This is a genomic window from Neolewinella xylanilytica (genome assembly GCF_002934605.1).
GTDB lineage: Bacteria > Bacteroidota > Bacteroidia > Chitinophagales > Saprospiraceae > Neolewinella > Neolewinella xylanilytica.
The window spans coordinates 2,226,898-2,253,405 of sequence record NZ_PTJC01000005.1; the positions used below are offsets into that span (position 1 = coordinate 2,226,898).

At 59.0% G+C, this 26,508-nt stretch carries 22 protein-coding genes; 18 read left to right on the top strand and 4 right to left on the bottom strand.

From position 1 onward, the window contains the following. The first annotated feature begins 3 nt into the window (after positions 1-3). The 12 genes from CLV84_RS08630 (at position 4) to CLV84_RS08685 (ending at position 15,191) form a co-directional block, all read left to right on the top strand. Complete coding sequence (locus CLV84_RS08630) at positions 4-465, top strand: GPW/gp25 family protein (protein WP_104419311.1); 462 nt, start codon at positions 4-6, stop codon at positions 463-465. Then, entirely contained in the window at positions 465-2,321 is a 1,857-nt protein-coding gene (locus CLV84_RS08635; RefSeq protein ID WP_104419312.1) for a type VI secretion system baseplate subunit TssF, read from the top strand. Before CLV84_RS08630 ends, CLV84_RS08635 begins: the two co-directional genes overlap by 1 nt. Then, positions 2,318-3,262 (top strand): type VI secretion system baseplate subunit TssG, encoded by a 945-nt coding sequence (locus CLV84_RS08640; protein WP_104419313.1) that lies wholly within the window; start codon positions 2,318-2,320, stop codon positions 3,260-3,262. The genes CLV84_RS08635 and CLV84_RS08640 overlap by 4 nt, the downstream gene beginning before the upstream one ends. Beyond that, positions 3,259-4,170 (top strand): TssN family type VI secretion system protein, encoded by a 912-nt coding sequence (locus CLV84_RS08645; RefSeq protein ID WP_104419314.1) that lies wholly within the window; start codon positions 3,259-3,261, stop codon positions 4,168-4,170. Before CLV84_RS08640 ends, CLV84_RS08645 begins: the two co-directional genes overlap by 4 nt. 3 nt (positions 4,171-4,173) lie before the next feature. Then, positions 4,174-5,412 (top strand): hypothetical protein, encoded by a 1,239-nt coding sequence (locus tag CLV84_RS08650; protein ID WP_104419315.1) that lies wholly within the window; start codon positions 4,174-4,176, stop codon positions 5,410-5,412. A 6-nt stretch (positions 5,413-5,418) separates the two neighbouring features. Further along, complete coding sequence (locus tag CLV84_RS08655) at positions 5,419-6,726, top strand: peptidoglycan DD-metalloendopeptidase family protein (RefSeq protein ID WP_104419316.1); 1,308 nt, start codon at positions 5,419-5,421, stop codon at positions 6,724-6,726. 120 nt (positions 6,727-6,846) lie between these two features. After that, positions 6,847-8,076: a HesA/MoeB/ThiF family protein gene (locus tag CLV84_RS08660; RefSeq protein WP_104419317.1), complete on the top strand. Its 1,230-nt coding sequence runs from the start codon at positions 6,847-6,849 to the stop codon at positions 8,074-8,076. A 9-nt stretch (positions 8,077-8,085) separates the two neighbouring features. Further along, a complete protein-coding gene (locus CLV84_RS08665) occupies positions 8,086-8,373 on the top strand; it encodes an EsaB/YukD family protein (protein WP_104419318.1) in 288 nt (95 codons plus the stop codon). Between the two features lie 11 nt (positions 8,374-8,384). Beyond that, positions 8,385-9,131, top strand: a complete 747-nt coding sequence (locus CLV84_RS08670) for a ubiquitin-conjugating enzyme E2 (protein WP_104419319.1) — start codon at positions 8,385-8,387, stop codon at positions 9,129-9,131. 50 nt (positions 9,132-9,181) lie between these two features. Then, a complete protein-coding gene (locus CLV84_RS08675) occupies positions 9,182-10,789 on the top strand; it encodes a hypothetical protein (RefSeq protein ID WP_104419320.1) in 1,608 nt (535 codons plus the stop codon). After that, positions 10,786-12,918, top strand: a complete 2,133-nt coding sequence (locus CLV84_RS08680; protein ID WP_104419321.1) for an MPN domain-containing protein — start codon at positions 10,786-10,788, stop codon at positions 12,916-12,918. Before CLV84_RS08675 ends, CLV84_RS08680 begins: the two co-directional genes overlap by 4 nt. Next, positions 12,915-15,191 carry an FHA domain-containing protein gene (locus CLV84_RS08685; protein ID WP_104419322.1) on the top strand — a complete coding sequence of 759 codons (2,277 nt, stop codon included), beginning with the start codon at positions 12,915-12,917 and terminating at the stop codon, positions 15,189-15,191. Before CLV84_RS08680 ends, CLV84_RS08685 begins: the two co-directional genes overlap by 4 nt. 605 nt (positions 15,192-15,796) lie before the next feature. On the opposite strand, the gene CLV84_RS08690 is transcribed toward CLV84_RS08685, so the two are convergent. Both CLV84_RS08690 and CLV84_RS21820 read right to left on the bottom strand, forming a co-directional pair. Beyond that, positions 15,797-16,672 (bottom strand): hypothetical protein, encoded by an 876-nt coding sequence (locus tag CLV84_RS08690; RefSeq protein ID WP_104419323.1) that lies wholly within the window; start codon positions 16,670-16,672, stop codon positions 15,797-15,799. A gap of 37 nt (positions 16,673-16,709) precedes the next feature. Beyond that, on the bottom strand, positions 16,710-16,850 hold the full coding sequence (locus tag CLV84_RS21820; RefSeq protein WP_170067626.1) for a hypothetical protein: 141 nt from the start codon (positions 16,848-16,850) through the stop codon (positions 16,710-16,712). A gap of 111 nt (positions 16,851-16,961) precedes the next feature. On the opposite strand from CLV84_RS21820, the gene uvrB reads away from it, so the two are divergent. The 6 genes from uvrB (at position 16,962) to CLV84_RS08720 (ending at position 24,558) form a co-directional block, all read left to right on the top strand. After that, positions 16,962-19,007 (top strand): excinuclease ABC subunit UvrB, encoded by a 2,046-nt coding sequence (gene uvrB, locus CLV84_RS08695; RefSeq protein ID WP_104419324.1) that lies wholly within the window; start codon positions 16,962-16,964, stop codon positions 19,005-19,007. 280 nt (positions 19,008-19,287) lie between these two features. Further along, positions 19,288-20,133, top strand: coding sequence for an EboA domain-containing protein (locus tag CLV84_RS08700; protein ID WP_104419325.1), 846 nt, complete (start codon positions 19,288-19,290; stop codon positions 20,131-20,133). Between the two features lie 84 nt (positions 20,134-20,217). Beyond that, on the top strand, positions 20,218-21,120 hold the full coding sequence (locus tag CLV84_RS08705) for a TatD family hydrolase (RefSeq protein WP_104419326.1): 903 nt from the start codon (positions 20,218-20,220) through the stop codon (positions 21,118-21,120). A gap of 3 nt (positions 21,121-21,123) precedes the next feature. After that, a complete protein-coding gene (gene eboC, locus CLV84_RS08710; RefSeq protein WP_104419327.1) occupies positions 21,124-22,005 on the top strand; it encodes a UbiA-like protein EboC in 882 nt (293 codons plus the stop codon). A gap of 6 nt (positions 22,006-22,011) precedes the next feature. Next, positions 22,012-23,190 carry a metabolite traffic protein EboE gene (eboE, locus tag CLV84_RS08715; protein WP_211295205.1) on the top strand — a complete coding sequence of 393 codons (1,179 nt, stop codon included), beginning with the start codon at positions 22,012-22,014 and terminating at the stop codon, positions 23,188-23,190. Positions 23,191-23,193: 3 nt separating this feature from the next. Continuing rightward, complete coding sequence (locus CLV84_RS08720; protein ID WP_104419329.1) at positions 23,194-24,558, top strand: alkaline phosphatase family protein; 1,365 nt, start codon at positions 23,194-23,196, stop codon at positions 24,556-24,558. Here the strand turns inward: CLV84_RS08720 and CLV84_RS08725 are convergent. Both CLV84_RS08725 and trhO read right to left on the bottom strand, forming a co-directional pair. Continuing rightward, positions 24,555-25,418 (bottom strand): endonuclease/exonuclease/phosphatase family protein, encoded by an 864-nt coding sequence (locus CLV84_RS08725; protein WP_104419330.1) that lies wholly within the window; start codon positions 25,416-25,418, stop codon positions 24,555-24,557. The genes CLV84_RS08720 and CLV84_RS08725 overlap by 4 nt on opposite strands. A gap of 12 nt (positions 25,419-25,430) precedes the next feature. Continuing rightward, a complete protein-coding gene (gene trhO / locus CLV84_RS08730) occupies positions 25,431-26,489 on the bottom strand; it encodes an oxygen-dependent tRNA uridine(34) hydroxylase TrhO (protein ID WP_104419331.1) in 1,059 nt (352 codons plus the stop codon). Positions 26,490-26,508: the final 19 nt, after the last annotated feature.

Below are 26,508 nucleotides of genomic sequence, written 5' to 3' on the forward strand. Positions count from 1 at the left end.
CCCATGAAGAACTACGCTCTCCCGACCGATTTTACCGCTTTGATGCGCCCCGGTGGCCGCGCACCCACCGTCGATCTCCACGAATCGGTACGGCAGCACATTTTACTGATGCTGATCTCTCACTTCGGCAGCCTCCGGGCCGATCCCGCCTTCGGTTGTGCTTTCTGGGAGTACGATTTCGAGTCGGGAGCCAAGCTGGAAAATCGTCGCCACCAGCTGGAGCAGAGCATCCGTACGATGATCACGGAGCGGGAGCCCCGCCTGGATCCGGCCACCCTGAAGGTAAATTTCCGGGTATTCAACAGTCCGCTCCCGTCCTACCGGGGCCGGCGTATGCTTTCCCTTAAAAAACGCATCGAGATGCAGGTTTCCGGGAGGCTGTTACAGACCAATACGGCCTTCTCGCCCCCGCCCTTCCAGCTGTACTTCAGTCCGGTGGCCATCGAGCAAACAAACGATCGGTGATGGACGGACAAGAACAAATCAGGAACCGCATCCTGCGCGCCGCCGCCCGCCACTGGGGCTACCAGGAGTCGGACATGGATCTGCAGGCTTTTGACCCGCTGGTCCGCCTCCTCGTCGAAGCATGCAGTGGAGAAGTAGCGCGACTGGAGCGCATGCTCGCCGAGTCCGAAACCCGCATCATGGAGCGCATGCTCGAGCAGCTCGCCCCGGAAGTCAGCACGGGGCCGCGGCCCGCCCACGCCATAGCCTTCGTGCGGGCGCTAAAGGGAACCGAAACGGTAACGCCCGATCTTCAGCTGTACACCTCGATCGACCGCAAGGGGCAAAAGGAAGAGGTCTATTTTCGGCCCCTCGGCCCGACGCCGGTGGTCAACGGACGTATCGCCTGTCTGGAGGCGGGCGGGTCGACCCTGTGGGCGATTAGCGAAAAACAGGGGCGGGAAAAAATCGCTGCCGGGAAGGGGGGACTGGCGGAACGGGGCAGTACCCTGTACATTGGCCTGGACCTGGATCGGAGCGTATCCACCCTATCCAATTTGCGCTTCTACTTCAATTGGATGAACGCCCTGCACCTGGACGAAAACCTGGAGTGGCTGCGGCAAGCCGAATGGAGTTGCGGCGGCCACCCGCTGCGGGTGGCCGGTGAAAGCGACCTTCAACGATCGCGTAACGGCGCGGCCACGGCGGACAGGTTTCTAGAGAGCGAATACCGGCGCTACCCCCGTGAAGTAGCGGAGATCAGTAGTTTCTACGCCGACCATCTCGTCACCGTGGAAGGTTTTGCCGCGCCGCGCGCCGAGCTCGAGCTTTCGTCGCTGACCGCCTTCTACCCACCGGAATTCGAAACCCATTACGCGCCGGAGAAGCTAGTGGTACTGGATCGCAAGCTCGTCTGGATCCGGGTGGTTTTTCCCACCCAAATGAGCAGCCGGGAATTACAGGCCACCACCTGCGTCGTGAACCCCGTGACCGTAGCGAATCTGCGTCCCCACGAAGTCGCCGGGCGACTTCGTGACCAGGTGAATATTATTCCCCTGGATACCGACCACTATTATTTTGACATCCTGGCGGTCAGAAGTCGCCGCGGCTTGGCCTACGACGAAGTCCCGCTGACCAATATCCGCCGCTACCAGGCCGGTCAGTACAGCGTGCGCCAGCGCGATCTGGGCAAGTTCGAGCACCGCGATGCCGGACGCATGCTTTACCAGCTGCTCGATCTCCTGCGCGAGGAAAGCGCCGCCTTCAGCGCCTACGGCAAGGACGCCCTGCAGAGCAAAATTACCGCGCTAAATCAGCACCTCAAGGATCTGGAACAACAGCTTCAACTGGAACCGGAAGGGGTAGGTAGCCGGGCCTTCGTGATCGTCAGCCCACTGAGCGAAGACCGCTTCGTCGACGTGGTGTACCTCAGCACCCGGGCCGAAGCGGCGAACGACATCCTGGCCGGCGAATCCCTGGAGCTGGTCCGCTTCGCCGGAATCGATCGGAAGAGCCTGCACCTGGTCACGACCACCGCCGGCGGTCGGGCCCCCCTGTCCTACCAGGAGCGGAAGTACGCGTACAAAAAAGCCATCGTATCCCGGGGACGCATTGTGACCCGGGAAGACATCCGGGCCTTCTGTGAAGCCGACCTGGGGAGACTGCTTACCGGGGGCGTCCGCATCCGAAAAGCCTACGCCCGCGGCGACGGGGGGCAGCACGGCGTGGAGCGCATCCTCGAAGTCAGCGTGGACGTTGCGGGAAAGGAAAGCGGAGAAATTGCTGCCCGGCTGTCGGCGCTCGAGCGTCAACTCAATCGGAACAGCGCGGGCGTACTGCCCATCCGGGTGATCGCCGCCGAAAAGCTGGCGGTATGAAAGCGGCCCGGCTGAACGAAATCGAACAGGTCCTGAGCCGGCACCCGGCCCGAATGGAATTCCTGTTGGCCGAGCTGGTAAACGCCGACATGCTTTCGCCCGAGGAACTGAGTATCCGGGCCACGAGCACCTTCGCGCGGAATTACCGACAAGACATCGCCGGCACCAAGGTGAAGGAGGAGCCGTCGGGTGACCTGCTGGAGGTCCGTACCCACCGGGAGGGAATGTACGACCAGCTTCCCTATCACCTTTTTCACCGGCCCGAACCGTACGGCCCGACGCAAAAATTGAAAAGCCGCCTGGCCGAGAGTGAAGCCGCCCGGGCACGGGAAGCAGCCGCCCGGGCCTTCTTTTTCCCCTTCGAACAGGTCCTTAGTGCGACAGCCATCAAGGTGGCCCTACAGGAACGGAATCTTACGGACGCCTTCACCAGCCCCCTTTACCGGAACCTGCTCCTAAAGCTTTGGCCGGGCTGCGCGGCCGTTCATCCCGACCGTTTGCCCCTGCTGGGCTATGTCCTGCCACTGGCACACCGAATCAGTGGCGATCTGGAACTGATGGCGCTCTGCTATCGCAGCCTGCTACTGGCTCCCGTTCAGTTGGCTTACCGCCGGTCAGCCGGCCCCTCCAAACCGGGCGAACCGGCCCCTGCCGGAACCATCCTTGGCCTGGATTTCACGCTCGACGGCCGGCCGGAGGAAGAACTTCCCGGCCTGGTCGTGACCGTCGGTCCGCTGAGCCGGCAACGCAGCGAGGAATTTCTGCCCGCCGGCCAGGGAACGGCCATGCTCGAACTTCTCCACGAATGCCTGGTGCCCTACGAAGTGGATGTCCGGCTGCAAATCACCCTCCAACCCGCCGAGGAATCCTTCCGCCTGGCCGACGATCGGATACCGGCCTCGCGCCTGGGTCTGACGGCCACCTTAACGCCTTCCGTATGACCTACGAAGCAATCTTCATTGTCCTGGCCGTATTGCTTCTCCTGGCCGTCATCTGGATGTACGCGGCCCGGGGAGACAAAAAGATCTTCACCGGCAAAATGGTCGGATTGGCCATGCGTACGGTAGCGACGGCTACCCTGTTCGCGCTCGTGGGTTTACTGTACCGTCGACCGGGAGACTACATCGGTTTAGTAGGGCTGCAGTTACTGCTTTTTCTGGCTTTTGCCCTTTTTGCCTGGTGGTATTGGCACAAGCAGCATTTATCGGAGCTTGACGCCCAGGCTATCTGGCGGTGGGAGTTGCCCCAGGCTTCGGCGCTCTGGGCGTTGGCGACGCTGGTCCTCCTGTCCGCCCTGCTGGCCAAAGGCCTGGTGTTTCCCGGCGATCCGGCAGGAATGCCGGACGATGTCCCCCTGGCCTACGCCGCCAGCGCCTCCCTGCTGTTGTTGGTGCCCCCGGCCGTATTCCAAGCCTACCGGCGGTGGAATGCGATACCCGTGGTGATCAAGTACCGGGAGCCCTGGATGCTACCCGTACACCGGGATGCTCCGGTCATCGAGCCCTCGGCCGACGCCCTGCGTATCTTCTTCGAGATCCCGTTCCGGGAGGGGGATTCGGATACGGTCACTTACGATCTGAGTATTCCGCGGCGTACCTCCCTCGGCCAGGCTTTTCATCATTTACTCTACCAGCATAACGTACAACGTCGCTCTCCCCGGCAGATCGCGATTGCTTTCGAAAATAAATCCGACTTCCTCTACGGTTGGCTGCTATACCGTCCGGCCCGCAGTTGGTGGGGAAGTTACCGCGATTATTTACCCATGGAGGATCCGCTGCGGGCCACCGACCTCCGGGATGGCGAGCGAATCCTGGCCGAACGGGTACGGGTCTGGGAATCTAAAACGTAGACTATGAAGACGAGAGAATTCTGGCCGGTCAACTGGGTGGACGGCATGAAGATTAATAAATCCCACTTTCAGCAGCAGGAGTCGAACCTCCACGAGCAGATCGCCCTGACCCAGTCGGCGATGCTGACCGACCACCAATACGGGTTGCTCCCGTCCTCGGCGAACTACGGCGGGCTGGATCTGGTCGTCACCCCCGAAAGGGTGGAAGTGCGGCGCTGCCTGGCCATTACCCGCGCCGGCTACCTCCTGGTGGTCGGCCCCGAAAACAACGCCGAACTGCAGCGAAGGATGTCGGACCTCATGTACGGCCGCGATTTCTCCGAAGCGGATACCTGGCACGTGGTGCTTCGGATCCAGCCGGGCGAACGGATCGGTATCGGTAGTCCCGCCCCGGAGGAGGTGCCCCTGCGTCAACCCTTCGCCGCCGCGAAGGTGCATCTGGAGATCGTACCCGCCATTGACCTGGTGCGGGCGGACAATATGACGCACGGTCTGACGCTGGCGCGCATCATCAAGACCTACCAGGGTATCGAACGGGACCGGGATTTCATTCCTCCGGTCGTGCGCGTCAACGTCAGCGAACAGCTGCTGCACCACCACCACCAGTGGAAGGAACAATTACTTGCCACGGAGGGGGACAATTTCGAGATCATCCGAAAGATTAAGGACAAGCACCGCAACAACCAGGGTAACCAATTATCCGCCGATCTGCTCAGTTTGTCCCACGCCTGCATCCGCTACATCAACGAGCACTTCGACACCTACCGCCTGGTATTGCCACAGGGTGAGCCCATTCTGCTCTTCAACTGGTTCATGGCGCTGGCCCGGACGATCCGGAACGAGGTACGACTGGCCGGCAACCAGGAGAACATGTTGAACTACCTGGCCCACTTTATCGACGGGGTAGCGGCTACCGACCTCATGCGCTTCTGTAACGATCTGTGCGACTGCGATTATCAGCACTCCGATATCCATCACCTGGTCACGCAAGTCAATAAGTTTATGGGCTTCGTGTCCCGCCTGTTTTCTCAGATCCGGCAGCTGGATTACCACGAGATCGCCACGCCCACCATCATCAACAACCGCAGCTATGGGCGTATGGACAATAGCAACGCCGCCCAACCTATTCGTCCTACGGTTCGCCCGGCCGGTGCTTCCTTGCGAATTACCACCCGCAACCACCCGCGCGATTCTTCGCAGGATAACCATGCCGGAGACTCGGATGGCTGGGGATTGAAATGATCTCTCGTGAGCAGCCGTCGCAAAATCAGCATCCATAGCTCCTCCGCTACCTCACCGCGGCGCGGATTTCGGATTCGGGTGACGGGCCTGGTCTTACTGGGCGTCGGGGTCGTCATCGCCGGATGGCTGCTGGTGCGCGCGGCGGGCAGCGCAACGGGCCAACCGGAGGCCGAAGTCGAACAGCAGGCGGGCGACGGAGCGCAGGTAAAAAGTCCGCCCCAAACCGCCATCTCCGACGGAGTCATCCGGCAAGATGTAGCGCTGCCGGAGCTGCTCGCCAAATTCAATATCGGCCCGGAGGTGAGCGCTACCCTCCTGGCCCATCCGGCCGTTCCCCCCGACCTGACCGTCCGTTCCGGCACGCTTTATCGGGTGGAATACGGTACCGATCCTGGCGGCCCGGCCCGGGTACTGACCTTCGAGCGGGACGACACGACACTGCTCAGTCTGCGCTTCCAGCCCTATGCGCACGTCACCGCTATTCCCCGCGAAGTGACCGTTCACGAGGTACGGTACGCCGGGATCATTACGGAGAATTTCTGGGTGTCTATCCTGGAAAGCGATCGGCTGCACCACACCCTGTTGCCGGTCGTTGAGGAGGCACTCAAGTGGACGGTGGACCTATTTCACCTGCGCCCCGGCGACCGCTACAAACTGATCTACGATGAGGAACGCCGTGACGGACGCCCCATCGGCGTCAAGGCGCTGAAGGCGGTGGAAATTGAAACACCCGGACAAGCCTACCGCGTATTTGGAATTGGCGCGGCGGACGCACCGGCCTACGTGGATTACTACGGCGGTACCCTGCGCCGGCAATTCCTCCGGGCGCCGGTCAAGTTCGGGATCGTTTCCTCGCGGTTCAATCCCCAGCGCCGCCACCCCGTGACGGGGGAAATTAGGCCCCACGGCGGTACGGACTTTGCGGCGCCGGAAGGAGCACCTATTTACGCCCTGGCTTCGGGCCGCATTACCCGGCGGGCGGAAGATCCCAACAATGGAAAGTACGTAGAGCTATCCCACGACGGGCGCTTCCGTACCATGTACCTGCACATGAGCAGTTTCGGACCCGGTACGGAGATCGGTACGCCTTTACAACAGGGAGACGTGATCGGTTTCGTCGGGTCGACCGGTTTATCTACCGGACCGCACGTCTGCCTGCGCTTCCGGGATCGAGGCGTGGAGAAGGACTTTTTGCAGTACCGCGACGAAGCGGTGATTGCTTCCGGAGTGGGGGTGACCGGCCACTTTACCGACCGGCGGGATTCTCTACTGGATATTCTGGATAGCCTGGAGTACGAAGAGATAATTTTTTAGCGGGAGCGGTAACAATCGCTGAGGGGAAGCATAAAGGGATAACCGGTTTGCCAAAGGAAATAAGGTCCATGCCTACGGACGCCTTGCAAATGGTGGGTCACTTGCCAGAACAGCACAATAATGTCACCAGGAAAAGAACAGTGGGATGAAGTGTATCGACTCCTCTCGTGGTGGGATGCCGAAAAGGTAGCGGCCGCACGCGTGCTGGTAGTGGGCGCCGGTGCGCTGGGAAACGAGGTGCTCAAGAACCTGGCACTCCTTAATGTCGGACACATATTCGTAGTCGATTTCGACGCGATCGAATACGGGAATCTTAGTCGGTCGGTCTTGTTTCGCCCGGGGGATGTTGGCCGGATAAAAGCGGAGGTAGCCGCCGAGCGGGTCCGGGATATTAATCCAAACTGCGAGGTCGGCTGGTTTAACGGAGACATCATCTACGATCTCGGCCTGGGATTCCTGCATACCATGGATGTCTTCATCGGTTGCCTCGACAACCGCGTCGCCCGACTGCACCTGAACCGCTACGCCTACCGGTTGAACAAGACCTGGATCAACGGCGGTATCCTCAATCTGGCCGGTTCGCTGGACGTTTTTCAGCCCGGTGTTTCCTGCTACGAATGTGGCCTGCGGCCCCAGGAATGGCAGATCATTCGGTACCGACTGGGGTGTAACGACGTCGCCAAACGAAATGCCAACCAGGGCCGCCTGCCGACGACGCCCATTTCTTCCTCGATCATCGGGGCGATGCAGGTCCAGGAGGCTTTTAAAGTTATCTACGGCAACCACGCCCAGTTGCTGAGCCGGCAGCGGTACTTCTACGACGGGCAGAGCAACGAAAGTAAATTCTATCCCGCCAAACCCCTCCAGGCGAATTGCCTGAGCCACTCCACCTGGGAAAATATCGTAGAAGCCGACATGCTTTCCGCGCGTATGTCCGTAAGGGAGCTCCTGGACGAACTGAGTCTTCTGCTGGACGTCGAAAGACCCCGCGTTCATCTGGAATACGACGTGGTGCTGGAATTGTACAGCGAGGATAGCCAGGTAGCCACTCCGGTGCTGTTGCCGCGCTTCCGAATTGACGAACAGACCTACCGAAACCACCAGTTCTCGGCGGGGGAAACGGTCCGTATACCGCCCGAAATGACGGTCAGTACACTGGACGAGACCTTCCCCCGGCCCGACGCCAGCCTGCTCGAGGTCGGCATCCCGCCCTGGCAGATCCTACAAGTAGAGGCGAATGACGAGATGCATTTCGTATCGCTCGGCGGTGATCGCGGAAGCTACTTCTCCCTGAATACGGTCGTGCCGGCGGAAGACCGAGCCATCCGCGCACCCATCCAAAATCTATAATACCCAATTATGTCAGACTTCCTCAACATTGTCGTACGCGTGATGCCCGGTGGCGAACAGCTCGACGTCGAATTACCGCGCTTTTCAACCGGTCAGGAGATACTCGAAGGATTGCTGAGTGAGAATGTTGCTCCGCGACAAACGCAGCAGGGTGAACCGCTTTTTTACGAGCTCATATCGAAGACGGGCAACGTGCGCATCGAAGATCATAAGACGCTGCATGACCTCGGCATACACGATGGCGAAACCATACTCCTGGTTCCCGATCTGGTGGCTGGTAGCCGTATTGACCGCTAAATCCGATACTCATGCCGCGCCCGAACTACGACTTCGATCATCCCATCTTCAAGACTAAACGCAATTGGCTGCTCTACGCCAAGGAACATGTGGACCTGTGGGACCTTCAGGAAAACAGTGACGTCATTGAGTGGACGGTACAGTCCACCGTAGGTTCTCTCGAGATTCCCACGGTCTACCACGTCACCTATCATTTACGGACGATAACGGGTATTGACGCAGAGGCCCAACCGATTTACGGTGACCGGCACGTAATGGAGCTGACTATTCCCACCCGTTATCCGCTGGTCCCGGCCTCGATCTTCATGCGTACCGACGTCTGGCACCCCAATATCCAGTCGGTCGGTCGGTTCAAAGGCAAGATCTGCGGGAACGTCAATAGCTATGGGATCGATTACAGCCTTCGCCAGCTGGTGTTGCGGGTTGGAGAGATCCTGCAGTACAAAAACTATCTGGCGGATTTCGTGCCTCCCTACCCGGAAGACCCCAAAGTGGCGGAATGGGTGAAGGCCTACGGTGAACCGCGTAATATCGTCAACCGCAAGGAGGGTATTTTTACCGACGACCAGCCCCTGATTCGACCGATCGTGCGGGCCGCGGTACCGCCACCCGCCGATACCCCCGTCAGATCGGAAATGGACCGGCCGGAAGACAAGCCGGCCCCCCAGATTCGTATTGGGAAACGTACGCAGGTCCCCGACCCCCCGCGGCGGACCATTCGCATCGGCGGTAACCACGCCAAGCAGGATAAATCATGATTAGCCGCGCGAGCCTTCCGGGGCCGGCACGATGTATTTGGACGGTCCTGATGGTTACGCTCCTTACGGCTACCAGTAGCGTCGTGGCTACGGCCCAGCAATTCTCCATCGTGAAAAATGCCCGGGTTGACATTATGGACGGTAATTATCGACGGGGTGAATTGATTTATGATGTCTACGTTTTGGATGCCGATCGAATGGAAGACAACACCTACGATTTCCGGGGGGCCGAGCAGGCGCGTATTCGTGTCGACCTACGCGTAGAAGCCAGAAACGACAAATGGGGCGAACGGATGCGTGTCGGTATCAGCTCGCGGGCTTTTGCCCAGCACCAGCCCGTTTTCTGGAAGGCCGTAGGCCCGCGGGACGTAATCCTGGATACGGCGAGCCCCGTCCATCGGCTGACCTTCGAAGCTACGCGGGAGGGTACCTCGAATTACTTTCTCCCGTTTACTTTTCTGGATACCGAGGAGGAGAATTGGCAGCAATCGTCGGACTGGTATTTGTCAACCGCGACCAAAAACCGCATCGCTGTTCCCCGGATCACCGTCCGCGGACTGGGTACCAAGCCGGAATTTGACTGGGACGCCATAACCGCCAATACCGGCAGCCTGATTGCATTCGTGAATAATCCGGAATCCGACACCGACATGGTTACCGAGGGAAGGAGCCTGCTAGCGAAACGGATTAGTAACGACGTTAAAAGACTGATCTACGGTGACCGGGGAAAAGCCGGTGTCGAGGAATTCGTTGACCTGTACGAAAAGCACGTAGGGAAAGGCATCGATGCAATCGACGATAACGTGGCCATGAGCAAGCGGCATTTGGCTACCCTCACCGTTGATCCAAAGCCGGAACCGAATCCAAAACCCAAGCCGGGTCCCGCTCCCAACTATCGGACTGGCATAGCGGCGATCAATTTAGCGCTGCAGCAGGGCGATACCGCGGAGGCGCGTCGCGTCATCGAGCAATTCGGAGATCTGCACCCGGAGGAGGTGCTTCCGCTCCGCGATAGCCTGGTTTGCTGGCTGCCCGCGACGTATCGCGTACTTGACCGCAGCGGCGAAAAGGAACGGATCGAGCTAGTCAATTTTCTGGCGCCGGCCTACTACGATGTGTTTGCGGGGCGGTTAGCGATCGATGATTCGTTGCTGGCCAAGCAAAAACTGCTGGAGGTGGTGGTATTGCGCAGCGAACCGATGGCGCTCGAGGTAGTAGACAAGCAATGCCCCACAAAATCGGTCCTCATTTCCTTGGAGAATCTGATGAGCGCCGAGATGATCGGCGACACCCTGAATGGTGTGTACCACATTCGCTTTCGCGGGGGAAAGAAGCCATACGGACTGCAGCTGGTTGCCACCGACGGTTCCGATCGCTCCTGGTCGCGGAAGGGTATTCAGGAAAATGAGGTCATTCTGACGCGCGATAGCCTGCAGGCAGCCGGCCTGGCGGGTCCCTGGCGCGCCGAAGCCTTCAGTACCGGTTCCGATAGCCCGGTGCCGGTTTCCGGTCGGGAGATTGTGATTCCTGCGAAGCCCACCCCGGCCTGGATTCTTCCGGCGCTGACGGTGCTGGCCCTTGGCGGAGTGGCTCTCTTATTGCTCTACATCATCCGGAGGGGCGGTAGCCGCCATCCAACCATATTCGATGAGGGATGAGGTGGATGAATCACATGGCGGATGCCTGCTGGATGCCATTCTGTTGGCTGGGATGCCTTGGTCTGGCTGGGGCACCACTTTTGGCGCAACGGGCCGAACTATTCGAATACCGCGTTCAACCTACCGAGGAAACGGTTGACTATACAATTTACTTTACCACCGCGTTTCACTACCCCGATGCACTCCCTCCAAAAAGTGCTGTCTCCGCCGAACGCCAGGACACCACACGGGTACGACTCTGGCTGGGTGATTATCGTGTCAGCGGCCCTGATTCCGCCGTGGCCGCAATGATCAGCGTCCGCGTAACCTTACCGGAAACCATACCTGGCGAAACGATCTTCCTAAGTAGCCTGATGCGGGAAGGAAGCACGCCGGCCTTTCCGGCCAGGATCGGCGATCGGGTCGCGGAAACCGGTAGCGTGACCATTTCCTACGCCGGGCGGGAGGTCACGCGGACCATCATTGGTTTCGCGCATACGATTGATCCTCCCCAACCGTCGCCCAAGTTGGTACTTAACAAAGAGGAGGGCGCGTTTCCTTCTTCCCCCCCGGCCGGTTCGACGAAACCCAGCCAACGGGAAGAAGCCTACCAACTGGATTACCGGCAATTATCTCCAGAAGCCTTCATCAAGAAGTGGCCCGGTCAGCGGTCGCTTGTCCGTAGCGCCCTAGAACGGATTCCCTTGCGGGCCCAAGTGGAAGAAATTGCTACGAACGTTTACGAACTGCGACTTCCGTACGTACGGGCCGCTCGAATCGATTCCGTTACGGGCGGACAGCGATACAGTATACTTGCCGACGAAGCGGATCCCCCCCATGGTCACCGGTTCGTGGTGGAAGTGTCGGATACCGGGCTCTATCGCTTGCATCTTTCGGATACGACGAAGTACCAAGGATCGACCATCGTCACCCTGGATAATTTGCTCGCCGGCACCTTCGAGCAATCGGCAGACTCCGCAATCTTCACCTTCCACGGAGGGCACCCACCCTATATGCTCTTGTTCTTGCGTAACGGAGCGCCCATTACCGATTACGAACTAGGCAATGACACCGTATGGCACGCTGACCTGGCTTCGCTCAGGACGCTAATCGGTACGGCAGGCTCCTACGGCATGCAGTTGACGGATAGCCAGCGATCGGTGACCTGGAATTTTGGTGGGGCCCAATTACAACTTGAGCCACCCCACCGACCGCTTACTGATTTTCGCGTTCCATTGGCCGTACTAGCCGCGCTAGTGTTGTTCGGTGTTGGATATGGCTTACATAAGCGTCGGCAAAAAAGGCGGGGCCGGCTAATTCGCGAAAAGCTGCAAACCGAGGCATCCCGACTGAGCCACAATAGTGGGAGCTATCCTTCCGAGTCAGTAGTTGGATCCATAGCAAATGGTACGCGCTTAAGGGAAAACCGACGTCCGGCAACCGTACCGGTAGGCTTTCGGGTAACGAAACGGGATGTCCGGGACCGCTTCAACGGACGCTTCAATCCCGATGAAACTCCCGACCAATTCCTATCCCTTGACCTGGCCGAATTATGGTCCGCCTCACGCGTGTCGGAGCTGCTCTTCGGGAAAGTGGCCATCGCTGCCCTGGATAGCTTTTTGCGCAAAGAAAATATAGATAAAATCATTGCCGCCGGCCGTAACGAAGCGGGCGAAAGTTGGGAACGAAACGAAGATATTCCGGAAATCGGCGGTATGCTCATGGGACAGTACCAACCTGATGCCAACGGCCAGCGCTACCGGGTATCCGTGGAGCAGTTCATACCCCTGGCCGCCCGGGTTCAAAACCTGGTTAAAATGGAGATCGATCCCATGAGCCTGGCTCGTGACCTGAGTCAGGCCCAGGACGATCATCCACATCTTACGGTAGTAGGCTGGTTTCATACCCACCCCGGCCATGGCCTCTTTCTTTCCCAGCCGGACCTAAAGGTGCAGTACAACCACTTCCGGAAGCCTTACCATTTCGCGATGGAAATCGACAGTTTGACGAATCAACTCGAAACAGCCTTTTTTACCTACATGCCCAATGAGCGCATGAATAACCGCGACACGCGCCGGCACGACCGCGGCTGGTTCTCCTGGACGGAAATCGAAAAATTCAGTCGGCAACAGACTAATTCTCTACCATGAAACCTCTCGCTGGACTACTAGGGCTATTATTCCTCGTGGGTATGCCGGGTGGTCTGCCGGCACAGGGCAGCCCTTGCGAACCGCAAATTCAGTTGGTTTCCGCTACGGCGGATCGCCAGGCGGGCTTTGTTGCTCTCCAGGTGCTGGCGCGTGGATTAGACTGTGATGTTATCGAGCAACTCGAAGCCGGTGATCTCCATATAAGCGAACGGATCGGCAACCAAGCTCCACAGACCATCAGCATCGTTCGCGTCACGGATTCCCTGGTCTACGACACCCTCAATATGAACCGGGATAGCGTGGATGTTCTCTTTTTGGTCGACGCCAGCCGGGATGCCCAACTATCGGCCTCGTTGGATATGATCCAGACCTTTCTTGAGCGACACAACAATGCTAGAGGGAATTATCAGGTGCAAGTTTTTTCCGACAAGATTGAGCCGCCCATTCCGATCGATCCAGCGCGCCCGATGGATGCACTGCGGAGCGTCAAAACCAGGTCCGGTCAACCTCACCTCTACGCCGCTTTGCTGTCCGTTCTCCAAGGGCGGGAAAAAGCTTCGAATAAACAACTCATCTTCCTTTTCTCCGGGGGTGCCAATGTGGCGCCGGACTATACAGACCGTCCCCGCCTTCCGCCCCAAGCGGAGCACGTCTACCGGGCAGTGGAAGCACTAGGGAATAAGCTGTACCTCTTTACCATAACCAATACCGGCGCAATCAGCTCGGGGCCCGAAGCTGAGGGAGCGCCAGGGGACTTTTTGCGCCAACTTCCCCTGAAAACGCCGGTAGGGGATGACGGCCATGCGCGGGGAAGCCTCCCGGATGGGGTAGAACAAGTATTCGGGGGCGGTCGGCGGGTGGCGACTTCGCACTTGGTGATGGTCAAACCGCAAGACTTGGTATTCACCGGCCGGCTGCGGCAATACGGGCTGGTGGATGCCCACCGTGCCGATGCCGATACCAGCTACGCCACATTCAGTATGGGTAGCTTTAACGATCCGGTACGCATCGGCGAGTTGCGGCAGGCGGTATCGTGGTTTGGTCCTACGCTCTTCGGTCTCCTGGGGGTAGGTGGCCTATTGGCAGTATTCTATTTCGTGGTCCCCCAGATTCGGCGGCGGCAGTTTCGGCACGATCACGTAGTACCCTACGCAAGCCAGCCAGGGCGGCAGGTACTCGACCCCATGACCCGCGAACCCATCCGGGACGGCGATCCAGTGGTCAACATATGTTCTATGGTCGTCCCCTTACAAACCTGGAAGGACTGTGGCGATCAGTGCCCACACTATCCGGGATGCACGAATAATAACCTGCAGTGCTCGGGGGCGGGGCGTGGGCAGAGCCTCAATTTTTTTGCACTACACGGTGTGAACCGACGCCTGAACTGGATCTGGTTCGGCGCACTTGGCGGATTTAGCGGGTGGGTGCTTTATGCTCTCATTGCCGGTGCGGGACGCAATTGGTTGGCTACCGCTGCCGGTAATTTATCCGCATACCAAAATGCGGAATCCTTACTGCGTGAGGCGGTGATCGGGGCGTGTTTCGGACTCGGAATGACGCTCATGCTAGCCATAATGGAAGAGCGTTCCCAGTCGCGCCGTATTTCCGTCCGGCGTATCCTGCTCCGCACGCTACTGGGAGGTTTGGCTGCCACAATTGCCTTTGGCGGTGGATTCTTGTTGCTCGAATGGGAACTTGTAGCGAGTCCGATCGTGTCAGCGGCCATCTCCTGGACCGTTTTCGGCGTGGCGCTCGGTTTTGTGCTTACCCTGCGTTCCACCATTGAGCGCAAACGCGGATTATTAGGTGGGTTGATCTCCGGAGCGATCGGATTCGTGGTGTATTGGCTGTCGCAGAAATTTTTGGGTACGGATCTAATCCCCAAGGTAATCAGCCTGCTGATTTCGGGAGCCTTGCTGGGGCTGGTACTTGACACGGTAGTGAAGCTAGCGGAAAACTACGAGATCGAATACATTAGTCCGGCCAACTACTACCGGAAAGTGCCCCTAAGCAAATGGCTCAAAAGTAGCTGGGACATACTGATCGGTACCCAACCGGGTTGTCAGGTCTACATCAAGTGGCCCGATGAGAATGTCCTGCCCGAACACGCCCGCATTAAGCTGGAGGGTGGGCGGGTGTATCTCTACCCGCAGGGCGAAACGCTGGTCAACGGCGAGATTATTCACGGACAGAAGCGCGTTCAACTCCAGTCTGGAGATACGCTACAGCTAGGTCGGCGCAGTACCACGCAGATGCGGTTTTGGGAGCGGTAAGATTATGCTGGTTCCAGGAAGCTTGTGGGTGGAGTGGGGAAAACAGATGCTATCTATTAACGTATTCGTGCTGCGTACTTCTGATGACGTAGGGTGCCCCCTGCCCCTAACCCGGCTAACTTGCCGCTATTACCTGGATAAATCTGCCGAGTATTCAATTGGTAGCGTAAGGTGCCGCGATGGGGGCGCGCAGGTAGTGGGGGAAAGCGGGTAACGCCTCTAGCGGAAAGGGGCGGACGGATTTTTCCCCGGAGTGGGTGGGAATCCCAACCAGCCGCCGCCGCACTGGCTCCCCTTGATCCGCACTCACCACCGCCCACAACGATGGCCCTCCGGGCATACCCTGCAAGCATGCGGATCGAGTGAAAAGGGTACACCACTATCCGTCCACCCGGGCCCGGGCGGTTTCAGCGGTTACCTATGTGATTTGCAACGTGATATGGCGGTTCCCATCATGCCATGCGAGAGGACGCCACCCAACAATTATACAACATTTTGTTGAAATATCAACGCTGGCCCACCCAAAAATTTAAAAAATATGCTCTTATTCAACTCGGGAATGATCAAGGGTGCCCCGCCTGAATGCAATCAGTACGGGCGATATCCTACTCAATGATCTCCAGCGCCGATTCGATTAGCCCGACTTGCGTGAGAATCTCGGCTTCGATTTCCGCTACCTTACGTTTCCCGACTACCCCTGTCGGCAATTGACGGGAAATGGCTTCAATCCGAACGGTTGCCCCCTTAATCGTTGCTTTCTCGGCCTGGAAGCTGACCGGCGGGGGGACGTCCCCCGATTGCGCAAGCTGACTGTTCAGCAAGTTGATCCGCTCATCCTTGATCTCCAATTTGCGTTTTGCCTGATCCAGTGCTGTCTGTAAGTCTTCTAATTCGTCGTCCAGCACTTCTTCCTGTTCGGCGATAGATTCGGACATTCGCTTTTGGTCGTCATTCATGGCCTGGTAGGCGCGCCTTTGATCGTTAAAGTACTGACCGCACTGCTCGATCAAATTGTCGTAGAGATGGGTGATGGGCACGATGGACGACTCCTCAATAATGTCCCGTCCCGCAATGCTACCCTGTAGCTCGTTCATGGCCTGGGAGTAAGTAGTCAGGTCCTGGCGCACTTGTTTCGTCCAGGCTGAGAGAGGATCCTGCCCGAAAGCAAAATCCGAACCTCCCTGGGCGACTATCTGGCTAAACTCTTCCTTGCGCGCGTCCCTTGCTGCTACGAGCAGCCGGGTCAGGGAATCGACTTCTTCCACGAACTGGGCCTGTTCGGCCAACTGCGCTTCTGCCCGTTCGGCTCGCTCCTGCATCCGTTGCACTTCCGCCCGATTGATTCCGGTGTCCGCGGTTGCCGCCCGACCAGCCACGTACCCGATCATCCCGGCCAATAGGAGGGGGAGCGTAGCGGCTAGTAAAAAGTCACGTAGGGGAGTGGCCCGCTTCTCTTCACGGCGGGAAATTTTGACGGACATGATGCTGGGCGTTTCCCGTTTATTCCCGAAAACTGAGTTAAGTTACCGCGCGAATAAAGGATTTAAGCGCGGACTTGATGGTGCCGTCGTCGTCCCAACCGAATAGGAAAATAAGCACCATCGCAATCACCACGAGTACAGTGTAAGCCAGGTATTTGCGGTGCTGAGTCTGAAGCATCCCTGAAGATACTTCCTTAAATTATGACCGGCAAGTGCAACGAAGCCTTTGGTTGAACCAACAATTTGTTGCACCGCCGGTTATCATCCAGCAAGCGAAACCACCCCACTCATGGCCTTCAACCTCACCTCCAAATTCGACCCCACCGGCGATCAACCCCAGGCGATCAAAAAACTGGTCCATGGTGTACGGGAAGGGGAGCGAGGGCAGGTGTTGCTGGGGGTTACCGGGTCCGGGAAGACGTTCACCATGGCGAACACCATCGCCCAGCTGAACCGTCCGACCCTGGTGCTTACCCACAACAAAACACTGACCGCCCAGCTCTACGGTGAATTCAAGGAATTCTTCCCGGACAACGCGGTGGAGTACTTCGTCAGCTATTACGATTACTACCAGCCCGAAGCCTACATCTCTACCTCCGATACCTACATCGAGAAGGATTTGGCAATCAACGAGGAGGTCGACAAACTACGGCTGCGGGCGACCTCCAACCTGCTAAGTGGTCGTCGTGACATCATCATCGTAGCCTCGGTTTCCGTCATCTACGGTATGGGTAACCCGGAGGACTATAAATCGGGCATCATTCGCCTCGAAGTCGGGCAGACCAAGAGTCGCAACGGCTTTCTGTACGACCTGGTGGATAGTCTGTACAGCCGTACGGAAACCGACTTTCGCCGGGCCACCTTCCGTGTCCGGGGTGATACAGTAGACATCAATCTTCCTTACGTGGATTTCGGTTACCGCGTGGTCTTCTTCGGCGACGAGATTGAAACCATCGAACGGATCGAGATCGAGAGCGGAAAACGGATTGAAACGATGCGCAACGCCGCCATCTTCCCGGCTAACCTGTACATCGCTCCCAAGGAGCGCCTCAATGGCATCATTCGCAATATCGAGGACGAGCTCTACGAACAGGAGCGCTACTTCGAACGGGAAAGTCGGTTGTTGGAAGCCAAGCGGATCCACGAGCGTACCAGCTTCGACCTCGAGATGATGCGGGAGCTGGGATACTGTAACGGTGTCGAGAACTACAGCCGCTTCTTCGATGGCCGTCGCCCGGGTACGCGGCCATTCTGTTTGTTGGACTACTTCCCGGACGACTACCTGATGATCATCGATGAGAGCCACGTCACCGTCCCCCAGGTGCGCGGTATGTTCGGCGGCGACCGGGCGCGAAAGCTGTCTCTCGTCAACTTCGGGTTCCGCTTACCCTCGGCGATGGACAACCGGCCGCTAAATTTCACCGAGTTCGAAAGCCTGATTAATCAGGTAGTGTACGTTTCCGCTACGCCCGGCGACTACGAACTGGAGCAGACGGGCGGGGAGATCGTGGAACAGCTAATTCGACCCACCGGCCTGCTGGATCCGCCCATTGAAATCCGGCCGAGTATAAACCAGATCGATGACCTCATCGAAGAAATCGACGAGCGCCGGAAAGTAAACGAACGGGTTTTGGTTACAACCCTGACCAAGCGGATGAGCGAGGAACTGACCAGCTACTTCGCCAATATGAATATTCGAGTCCGCTACATCCACTCCGAGGTGGACACCATGGAACGGGTGGAAATTCTGCGCGATCTGCGCCTTGGAGAGTTTGATGTGCTGGTGGGCGTTAACCTATTGCGGGAAGGACTTGACTTACCAGAGGTTTCCCTGGTTGCGATCCTGGACGCAGACAAGGAAGGTTTTCTACGTAATGAGCGCAGCCTCACCCAAACCGCCGGTCGCGCCGCCCGCAATAGCAATGGCCTGGTGATTTTCTACGCCGACGTCGTGACCGATTCCATGCGGCGCACCATCGACGAAACGAATCGTCGGCGCGCCATCCAGATGGCGTACAACGAAGAACATGGCATCATTCCAGAGACCCTCGCCAAAACCCGGGAGGAGATCATTAACCGGAGTACCATCCTGGATATTCGCGGCCGCAAAGCTCGGAATGCTTACGTGGAGCAAACCGAACCGAGCGTCGCCGCCGACCCGGTCCTTCAACATATGTCCAAGGATCAATTAGAGCTGGCGATCGCCGAATCCGAACGGAAGATGAAAAAGGCAGCGAAGGAACTGGACTTCATGAGTGCCGCCCAGTACCGGGACGAAGTCTTCGCCCTAAAGGCCAAGCTCAAGATGGGCAATATGGTGCTGAAGGAGAACTAGGGGTGGTTTTGCACCGGCTAGTGTAGCGGCTTTTACTAATAATCACTGTCAACCCACGATTTAACACCACTCTCACCGTATGCGAGTAGTGCTTCGTACTAGTCGCCCGTACGCAATGTCGTCGGACGACTACTCGCCCAACGATTACTCGTCCGACCACTACTCGCCCAACGATTACTCGCCCAACCACTACTCGCCCAGCCAAAACACCCCATCCCAGCCTTAACACCGAAACACTACCCAAACCCTCGCGTTCCCAAGCTAAACCGACCGGCAGATCATGAACAGCACCCTCCACCACATCCTCCAACGGCACCTGACTACCGAAGGGAACGATTGGTTGGAAGCAAAACTGGCGGAAATACGGCAAGACTTCAAGCCCCGCACCTTCTACCTCGCTTTCGGAGCCTGTGCCCGCTATCTGGGCAAGGAGAACCTGACCTTTACCGAAGCCGAGTACAGCTCCTTTCACACCTTCTATCCGAATTTCGCCGCTACCGACTGGACCGCCGACGAGCTCGGACGCATCCTGCTGATGACCGCCCTTCCCCAAGCGCGGAACCAGGAGGTGCTCGACGAATTATTTGCCAGCGCCGACTACCGCGAAGCCATGGCGATGTACCGCGGCCTCTACTTTCTCGATAACGCCGTCGAATTCTCGGACCGCGCCCGGGAAGGCCTGCGCACTAATATGGTCGGTGTGTTCGACGCCATCGCCCTGGAAAATCCCTATCCCGCCCGCTACCTTTCCCAGGACGCCTGGAACCAGATGGTGCTGAAGGCCATGTTCATGCAGCGCCCCATGTACCGAATCTACCGCATCGAAGACCGGAAGAACGAAACGCTCGCCGACATCTTTATCGACTACGCCGAGGAACGGTGGTCGGCCCACCGGCCGGTAAGCCCGGAGCTGTGGCGCTTCATCGCCGGATACGCTAACGAGCGCTCCTTCCCGGCCCTGCAAAAAACCGTCTCGGAAGGAAACGAATGGGAACGTGCCGCGGCAACCAAAGCTATCCGGGAAAGCAATTATGTGCCCGCGAAAGAATGGCTGGACAGCCAGCCGGGAGACACCTCCAGGCTCCCGGGATGGAACGAGATCGGGCGGGCGGCGGCACCCCGATGAAACCCCGCCCGCTCGCGCGTCGTTGCTTTCTACGACCGTACATTACCCAACCTATCCACTAGCTGACCAACCGCTCCCGCCCTTATGCAATTCATCGACCCCCACGTTCACATGGTTTCCCGCACGACGGACGACTACGAGGCCATGAGCGCCGCCGGCATCGTCGCCCTCATTGAACCGGCCTTCTGGCTCGGGCAGCCGCGCACGGCCGTCGGGTCCTTCCGCGATTACTTCAGTACGCTGGTGGGGTGGGAGCGCTTCCGCTCTTCCCAGTTCGGCATCCGGCACTACTGCACCATCGGCCTGAACAGCAAGGAAGCCAACAACGAACCACTGGCCGAAGCCGTCATGGATCTGCTACCGCTCTTCGCGAGCAAGGAGGGCGTAGTCGCCATCGGGGAGATCGGCTACGACGATCAGACCGAGGCCGAGGATAAATATTTCCGGCAGCAGATCGATCTCGCGAAGGAACTCGACCTCCCCATCCTCATCCACACCCCCCACCGGGATAAAAAGAACGGCACCTACCGGAGCATGGATGTCCTCGAGGAGCACGGCTGTGACCCCACCAAGGTAATCATCGACCACTGCAACGAGGAAACCGCTCAGGAAGTCCTCGACCGCGGCTACTGGACGGCCTTCACCATCTACCCCGGCACCAAGATGGGTAACGAACGCATGGTGGACCTGATGAAGCACTACGGCCCGGAACGCATCATCGTCGACAGTTCCGCCGACTGGGGCATCAGCGACCCGCTCTCCGTTCCTAAAACCGCCGCCCTCATGTTCCAGCGCGGCATCTCCGAAGCCGACGTTCGGAAGGTCACCTACCAGAACGCTCTCACCGCCTACTCCCAGAGCGGACAAATGCGGGAGGAACACTGGCTCGACGCCCCGGAGATCGACCGCAGCCAGCTCTTCAGCGGCAACAGCGTACTCCGCAACGGCCGCAAAACCGAACGCACCGATAACGTAGTGGAAAACTAGCCCATGACCGCCTCCCTGCGACCCTACCTGACCCTGATGCGGCCGGCCAATCTGGTCACCGCCGTAGCGGACATCCTCGCCGGTGCCAGCGTTGCCGCGGCAGTGAGCGGCGGTTGGGATAGTCAGGTTACTTGGCTCTGCCTGGCTACGATCGGCCTGTACGGTGGTGGGGTGGTATTCAACGATGTTTTCGATGCGGACCTCGACCGGATCGAGCGCCCCGAGCGGGCCATCCCCAGCGGCCAGGTTACCCTCGCTTCGGCTATCCTGCTCGGCGGTATCTTGCTAATCGGTGGGGTGGTGGCCGCCGCCCTGGTAGGTAGCAGCAGCGCGGCCATCGCACTCGCCGTGGCCACCCTTGCCCTTGTATACAACGCCAAGGCTAAGCACCATCCCGTTTTCGGTCCGCTGGTGATGGGCATGTGTCGCGGGGGAAATCTTTTACTAGGGATCAGCCTCACCGCACGCGCTTTCGAACAGTACTGGTGGCTTGGCCTGCTGCCCGTGCTCTTCATCGCCGCGATTACCCTAACCAGCCGCGGCGAAGTCGGGGGAAATAACCAACGTTCGATCGGCCTGGCCATGTGGCTCGACGGCATCGTAGCCGCCGCCATTCTCCTGCTGCCCTGGTACACCGTCGCCGAGCCGTTGCCGGCCTATCCCTTCTTCGCCCTCTGGTACGGCATGAACTTCCTGGCCAAGCGGGACGCCATCCGCGACAACCGGCCTCCGCTCATTAAAAAAGCCGTAAAAACCGGGGTGCTTTCCCTGATTCCACTCAATGCCTGCCTGGCCGCCAGTTTTATGGGGTTACCGGCCGGCTTCCTCGTGTTGGCACTCCTGCCGTTGTCGATCGGGTTGGCGCGGTACTTTGCCGTTACCTAGTTCCTGTTGCACCCGCGCCCCGCCGCCATTATGAAGATTTCCCCTCACGGTCACCTTACTTACTGCACCAATATTCACCCCGGTGAAAGCTGGGAGGAGGTGCGCAGCAGCCTCCATCACGTGCTGGATGTCAAACGGAGGATGTGTCCGGATCGCCCCTTCGGCATCGGCCTGCGTCTATCCGCCCGGGCGGCCGCCGAGCTTACGGAACCGGAGCGCCTGCAGGCGTTTAAAAGCTGGCTCGACCGCCACGACTGCTACGTTTTTACCATGAACGGCTTCCCCTACGGAGGCTTCCACGGCGAGCGGGTCAAGGACCAGGTACACGCCCCCGATTGGCGCAGCCGCGAGCGGGTAACCTACACGAAACAGCTCTTCGATATGCTCGCCGAACTCCTGCCGGAGGGCCTCGACGGCGGCGTCTCGACGTCCCCGCTTTCCTACAAACCCTGGTTGGGCGCCGGAGCGCGGGAAGCGGAGCTATCCGGGATGCGGGAACACCTACTCGACGTCATCGATCATCTCGCCGACCTGCGGAATCGTACCGGAAAGGACCTCCACCTCGACCTGGAACCCGAACCCGACGGCCTGATCGAAAATACGGCTGAGTTCGTGGATCTTTACCGAGCCCTGCTCGCCCAAGGGCGGGAAAGCGACGTCCGCCGACACTTCGCCATCTGCTACGATGTCTGCCACTTCGCGGTGGCCTACGAAAGCCCGGAAGCTTCGCTGCGGACCCTTACGGAGGAAGGCATCCGCATCGGCCGCCTGCAGATCAGCGCCGCCCTGAAGGCCGACCTGCACGGCGATCGTGCGGCCGTGCGCACCAGCCTCCAGCCCTACGACGAGCCGGTCTACCTACATCAGGCAGCCCTGCGCCGGAGCGACGGAAGCATCGATCGCTTTCCCGACTTGGCTCCCGCCCTCGAAGCGCTGGACGATCCGAATTACCGCGAACTCCGGACTCATTTTCACGTACCGATCTACACCGAAAGCTACGGCCGCCTGCAGTCGACCAACGATGCCATCCGCGAGGCCTTACGGATCTGGAAGGCGCGGCCGTTCACCCCCCACCTCGAAGTGGAAACCTACACCTGGGACGTGCTGCCCGACCACCAGCGCCTCAACCTGACCGAATCCATCGCCCGCGAACTCGAATGGGTCCGCGGCGAACTAGCCGACTAACCTATGCGACCGACCGCCGTCATCAATATCGTGGGCCTGACGAGTAACCTCATCGGCGAAGACACCCCCTTCCTGAGCCGCTGGTCCGCCAACCGGAAAGTCACCCGGGTGCAGCCCGCCCTGCCCGCCGTGACCACTACGGCCCAGACCAGCTACCTCACCGGCAAGTATCCCCGCGACCACGGTATCGTAGCCAACGGCTGGCTCTTCCGCGACGAGATGGAACTCAAACTCTGGCGGCAATCGAACCACCTGGTACAAGCCCCGAAGATCTGGGAGGTGGCCCGGAAACGTGACCCAAGCTTCACCATCGCCAATATCTGCTGGTGGTACGCCATGAACGGGACGGTCGACTTCACCGTCACGCCCCGCCCGCAGTACCTCGCCGACGGCCGCAAGATGCCCGACTGCTATACCTTTCCGATGGACTTGCGCCACCGCCTAACCGACGAACTCGGCATCTTTCCGCTCTTCTCCTTTTGGGGGCCCCGCACCGAGATCAAGAGCAGCCAGTGGATCGCCGACGCCGCCCGCCTCGTTCACCAGTGGCACCACCCAACGATGAACCTGGTGTACCTGCCCCACCTGGACTACAATATGCAGCGGCACGGACAGGACCACCCCTCCGTCCGCCAGGATCTTCGTGAGATCGACGGGGTCGTCGAGGGCCTGATCAATTACTACGAAGCCAACGGCGTGGAAGTGACCGTCCTCTCCGAATACGGTATCACGAACGTCGACCGTCCCGTGCACATCAACCGCATCCTCCGCAACGCCGGCCTCATCAGCTACCGCGAAGAACGGGGCACGGAGCTACTGGACGTAGGTACCTGCCGCGCCGTGGCCCTGGCGGACCACCAGATCGCCCACGTGTACATCAAGAACCCGGCCGACATTCCCCTGGTCCGGGAGCTGCTGCAGAACGAGCCGGGCATCGAGTACCTGTTGGACGAGGAAGGAAAAAAAGAATGGAAGATCGACCACCCCCGCGCCGGCGAGTTGGTCGCAGTGGCCGACGATCGCAGTTGGTTTACCTATTACTACTGGCTGGACGATGCCCGCGCCCCCGATTACGCGCGGACGGTAGACATTCACAGCAAGCCCGGCTTCGACCCGGTGGAGATGTTCCTCGACCCCGACAAGCGACTGATGATCCCGCGCATCGGACTGAAAATCGCCGGTAAGAAACTGGGTTTCCGGACCCTCATGAACGTCGTACCCCTCCGGGCCGAGCTCATCGGCGGCTCCCATGGCCGCCTCGGTAGCCCGGATGGCGACTTGCCGGTATTCATTCACCGCCGGGACGCCCCCGATCGGCTGGATGCACCGGAAGTGTACGATTATTTGCTGCGGGGGATCTTCGATTAGGGGAAAACCAACTTTGCGACCACGGGAAAGTGATCCGAAGGGAAACGACGGTCTACCGCGTCGGTCAGTACGGCGTAGCGCTGCACTTCGATACCTTCGGATACCATTACATAATCGATGCGCCGTTCGGCCGGTGCATCGTAGTCGAATCCGGTGAAGGTGCCCACCGGGCCCAGGCGGACGTCGGCTTCCGCATATGCGTCCTCGAGGTAATCGGTCAGGACCGAAATGGCTTCGGTGTCGGGGGTAAGGTTCAGGTCGCCGGTGACCACTACCGGAAGATTCTCGGTATTCATACGGCTGATGGAACTCACCAGCAGCCGGGCGCTTTCCAGTCGGGCCTCCTCGCCCTGGTGGTCGAAGTGGGTGTTGAAGGCCATAAAGTATTCCCGGGTATCTAGGCGGCGGAAGCGGGCCCAGGTCACGATGCGGGGGAGGGCGGCATCCCAGCCCGTGGAGACTTCTCCCGGGGTGGGGGAGAGCCAGAAGGTGCCGCTATCCTCCACCCGGAGTTTTTCGTCGTTGTAGAACAGGGCGGAAAATTCCCCTTCGTTGCCCCCCTCCCGACCGATGCCGACGTATTCGTAGTTCCGCAACTCACGGTCCAAAAAGTCGAGTTGGTTCGACAGCACCTCCTGGGTGCCGAGGATGTCCGGCTGGTGAAACAGCACCTGGCTTACGAGCAGGTCGCGGCGGTTCTCCCAGCGGTTGCTGCCGTCATCGCGGGAGTCGTAGCGGATATTATAGGTCATTACGGTTAGGGGGTTCTCATCGCCCGCTCCGCGAAAGGGGGTACAGGCTACGATGGCGCCGGCAAGCGTCGCCAGGGCGGCCCACTTCAGTATGTTAGAAGTTTTCATACTCGCTTAATGCTATTCGCCGGCGCTGGTTCGCTGGGCGGGCTCCCGTGGGGGCATGGCCTTCCCGTAACGTTGTCCGTTGAAAGTCGTTTCGATCCGTTTTCGTTGCCGCTCATCCTCGGGCAAGCGGTTGAAGTCCCGGCATTCCACCGAGCAGCAGTCTTCGAACCTCGCTGCGCATTCCGCACACTGAATGAATAGGATATGGCAGGCTTTATTGGCACAATCCAGCTGGCGGTCGCTCGGTTTGCCGCACTGGTGGCAGTGACTGACCACGTCCTCGGTGATCCGTTCGCCCAGCCGTTCGTCGAAGACAAAATTTTTCCCGATGTACTTCTTCGGTAGGCCGTCCCGCTCGCACTGCCGGGCGTACTCGATGATGCCGCCGTCGACCATACTGACGTTCGCGAAACCCCGGTGCAGATAGTAGGCGCTTGCCTTCTCACAGCGAATGCCGCCGGTGCAGTACATCACGATTTCTCGGTCCTTCTTGTCCGCCAGCAGGTTTTCCACCACCGGCAGGATGTCGCGGAAATTGGTCACCTCGGGACGGATGGCTCCCTCGAAGTAACCCACCGCGCTTTCGTAGTGATTGCGCATATCGACCACCAGGGTATCCTCCCGCTCCAATAGTTCGTTCACCTCACGGGCATTCAAGTGACGGCCGCGCTTGGTAACGTCGAAGGTAGCGTCATCCAGGCCGTCGGCCACGATCTTCGGGCGCACCTTGATGATGAGCTTGAGAAACGATCGGGCTTCCGCTTCGATCGCGATATTCAGTCGGGTACCGTCGAGAAAGGGAATGGCGTACAGCTCCGACCGGAAGTCCGCTAGCTTCGCTGTCGGCACCGATAGTTGGCCGTTGATGCCCTCCGTGGCGATGTAGATCCGTCCCAGTACGCCGAGTGGCGACCAGCGTTCGTAGCAATCGTCTCGGAAGGCTTGTGGATCTTCGATACGGGCGTACCGGTAAAACGAGAGGGTGGTCCGGGGTTCGGTTTCGGCGTCGAGCCGGGCCTGTAATGCCTCGCGGGACAGCAGGTTGCGGAGTTCGTGCTTCTTCCTTTCCATAGCGCCGCAAAGATACGCA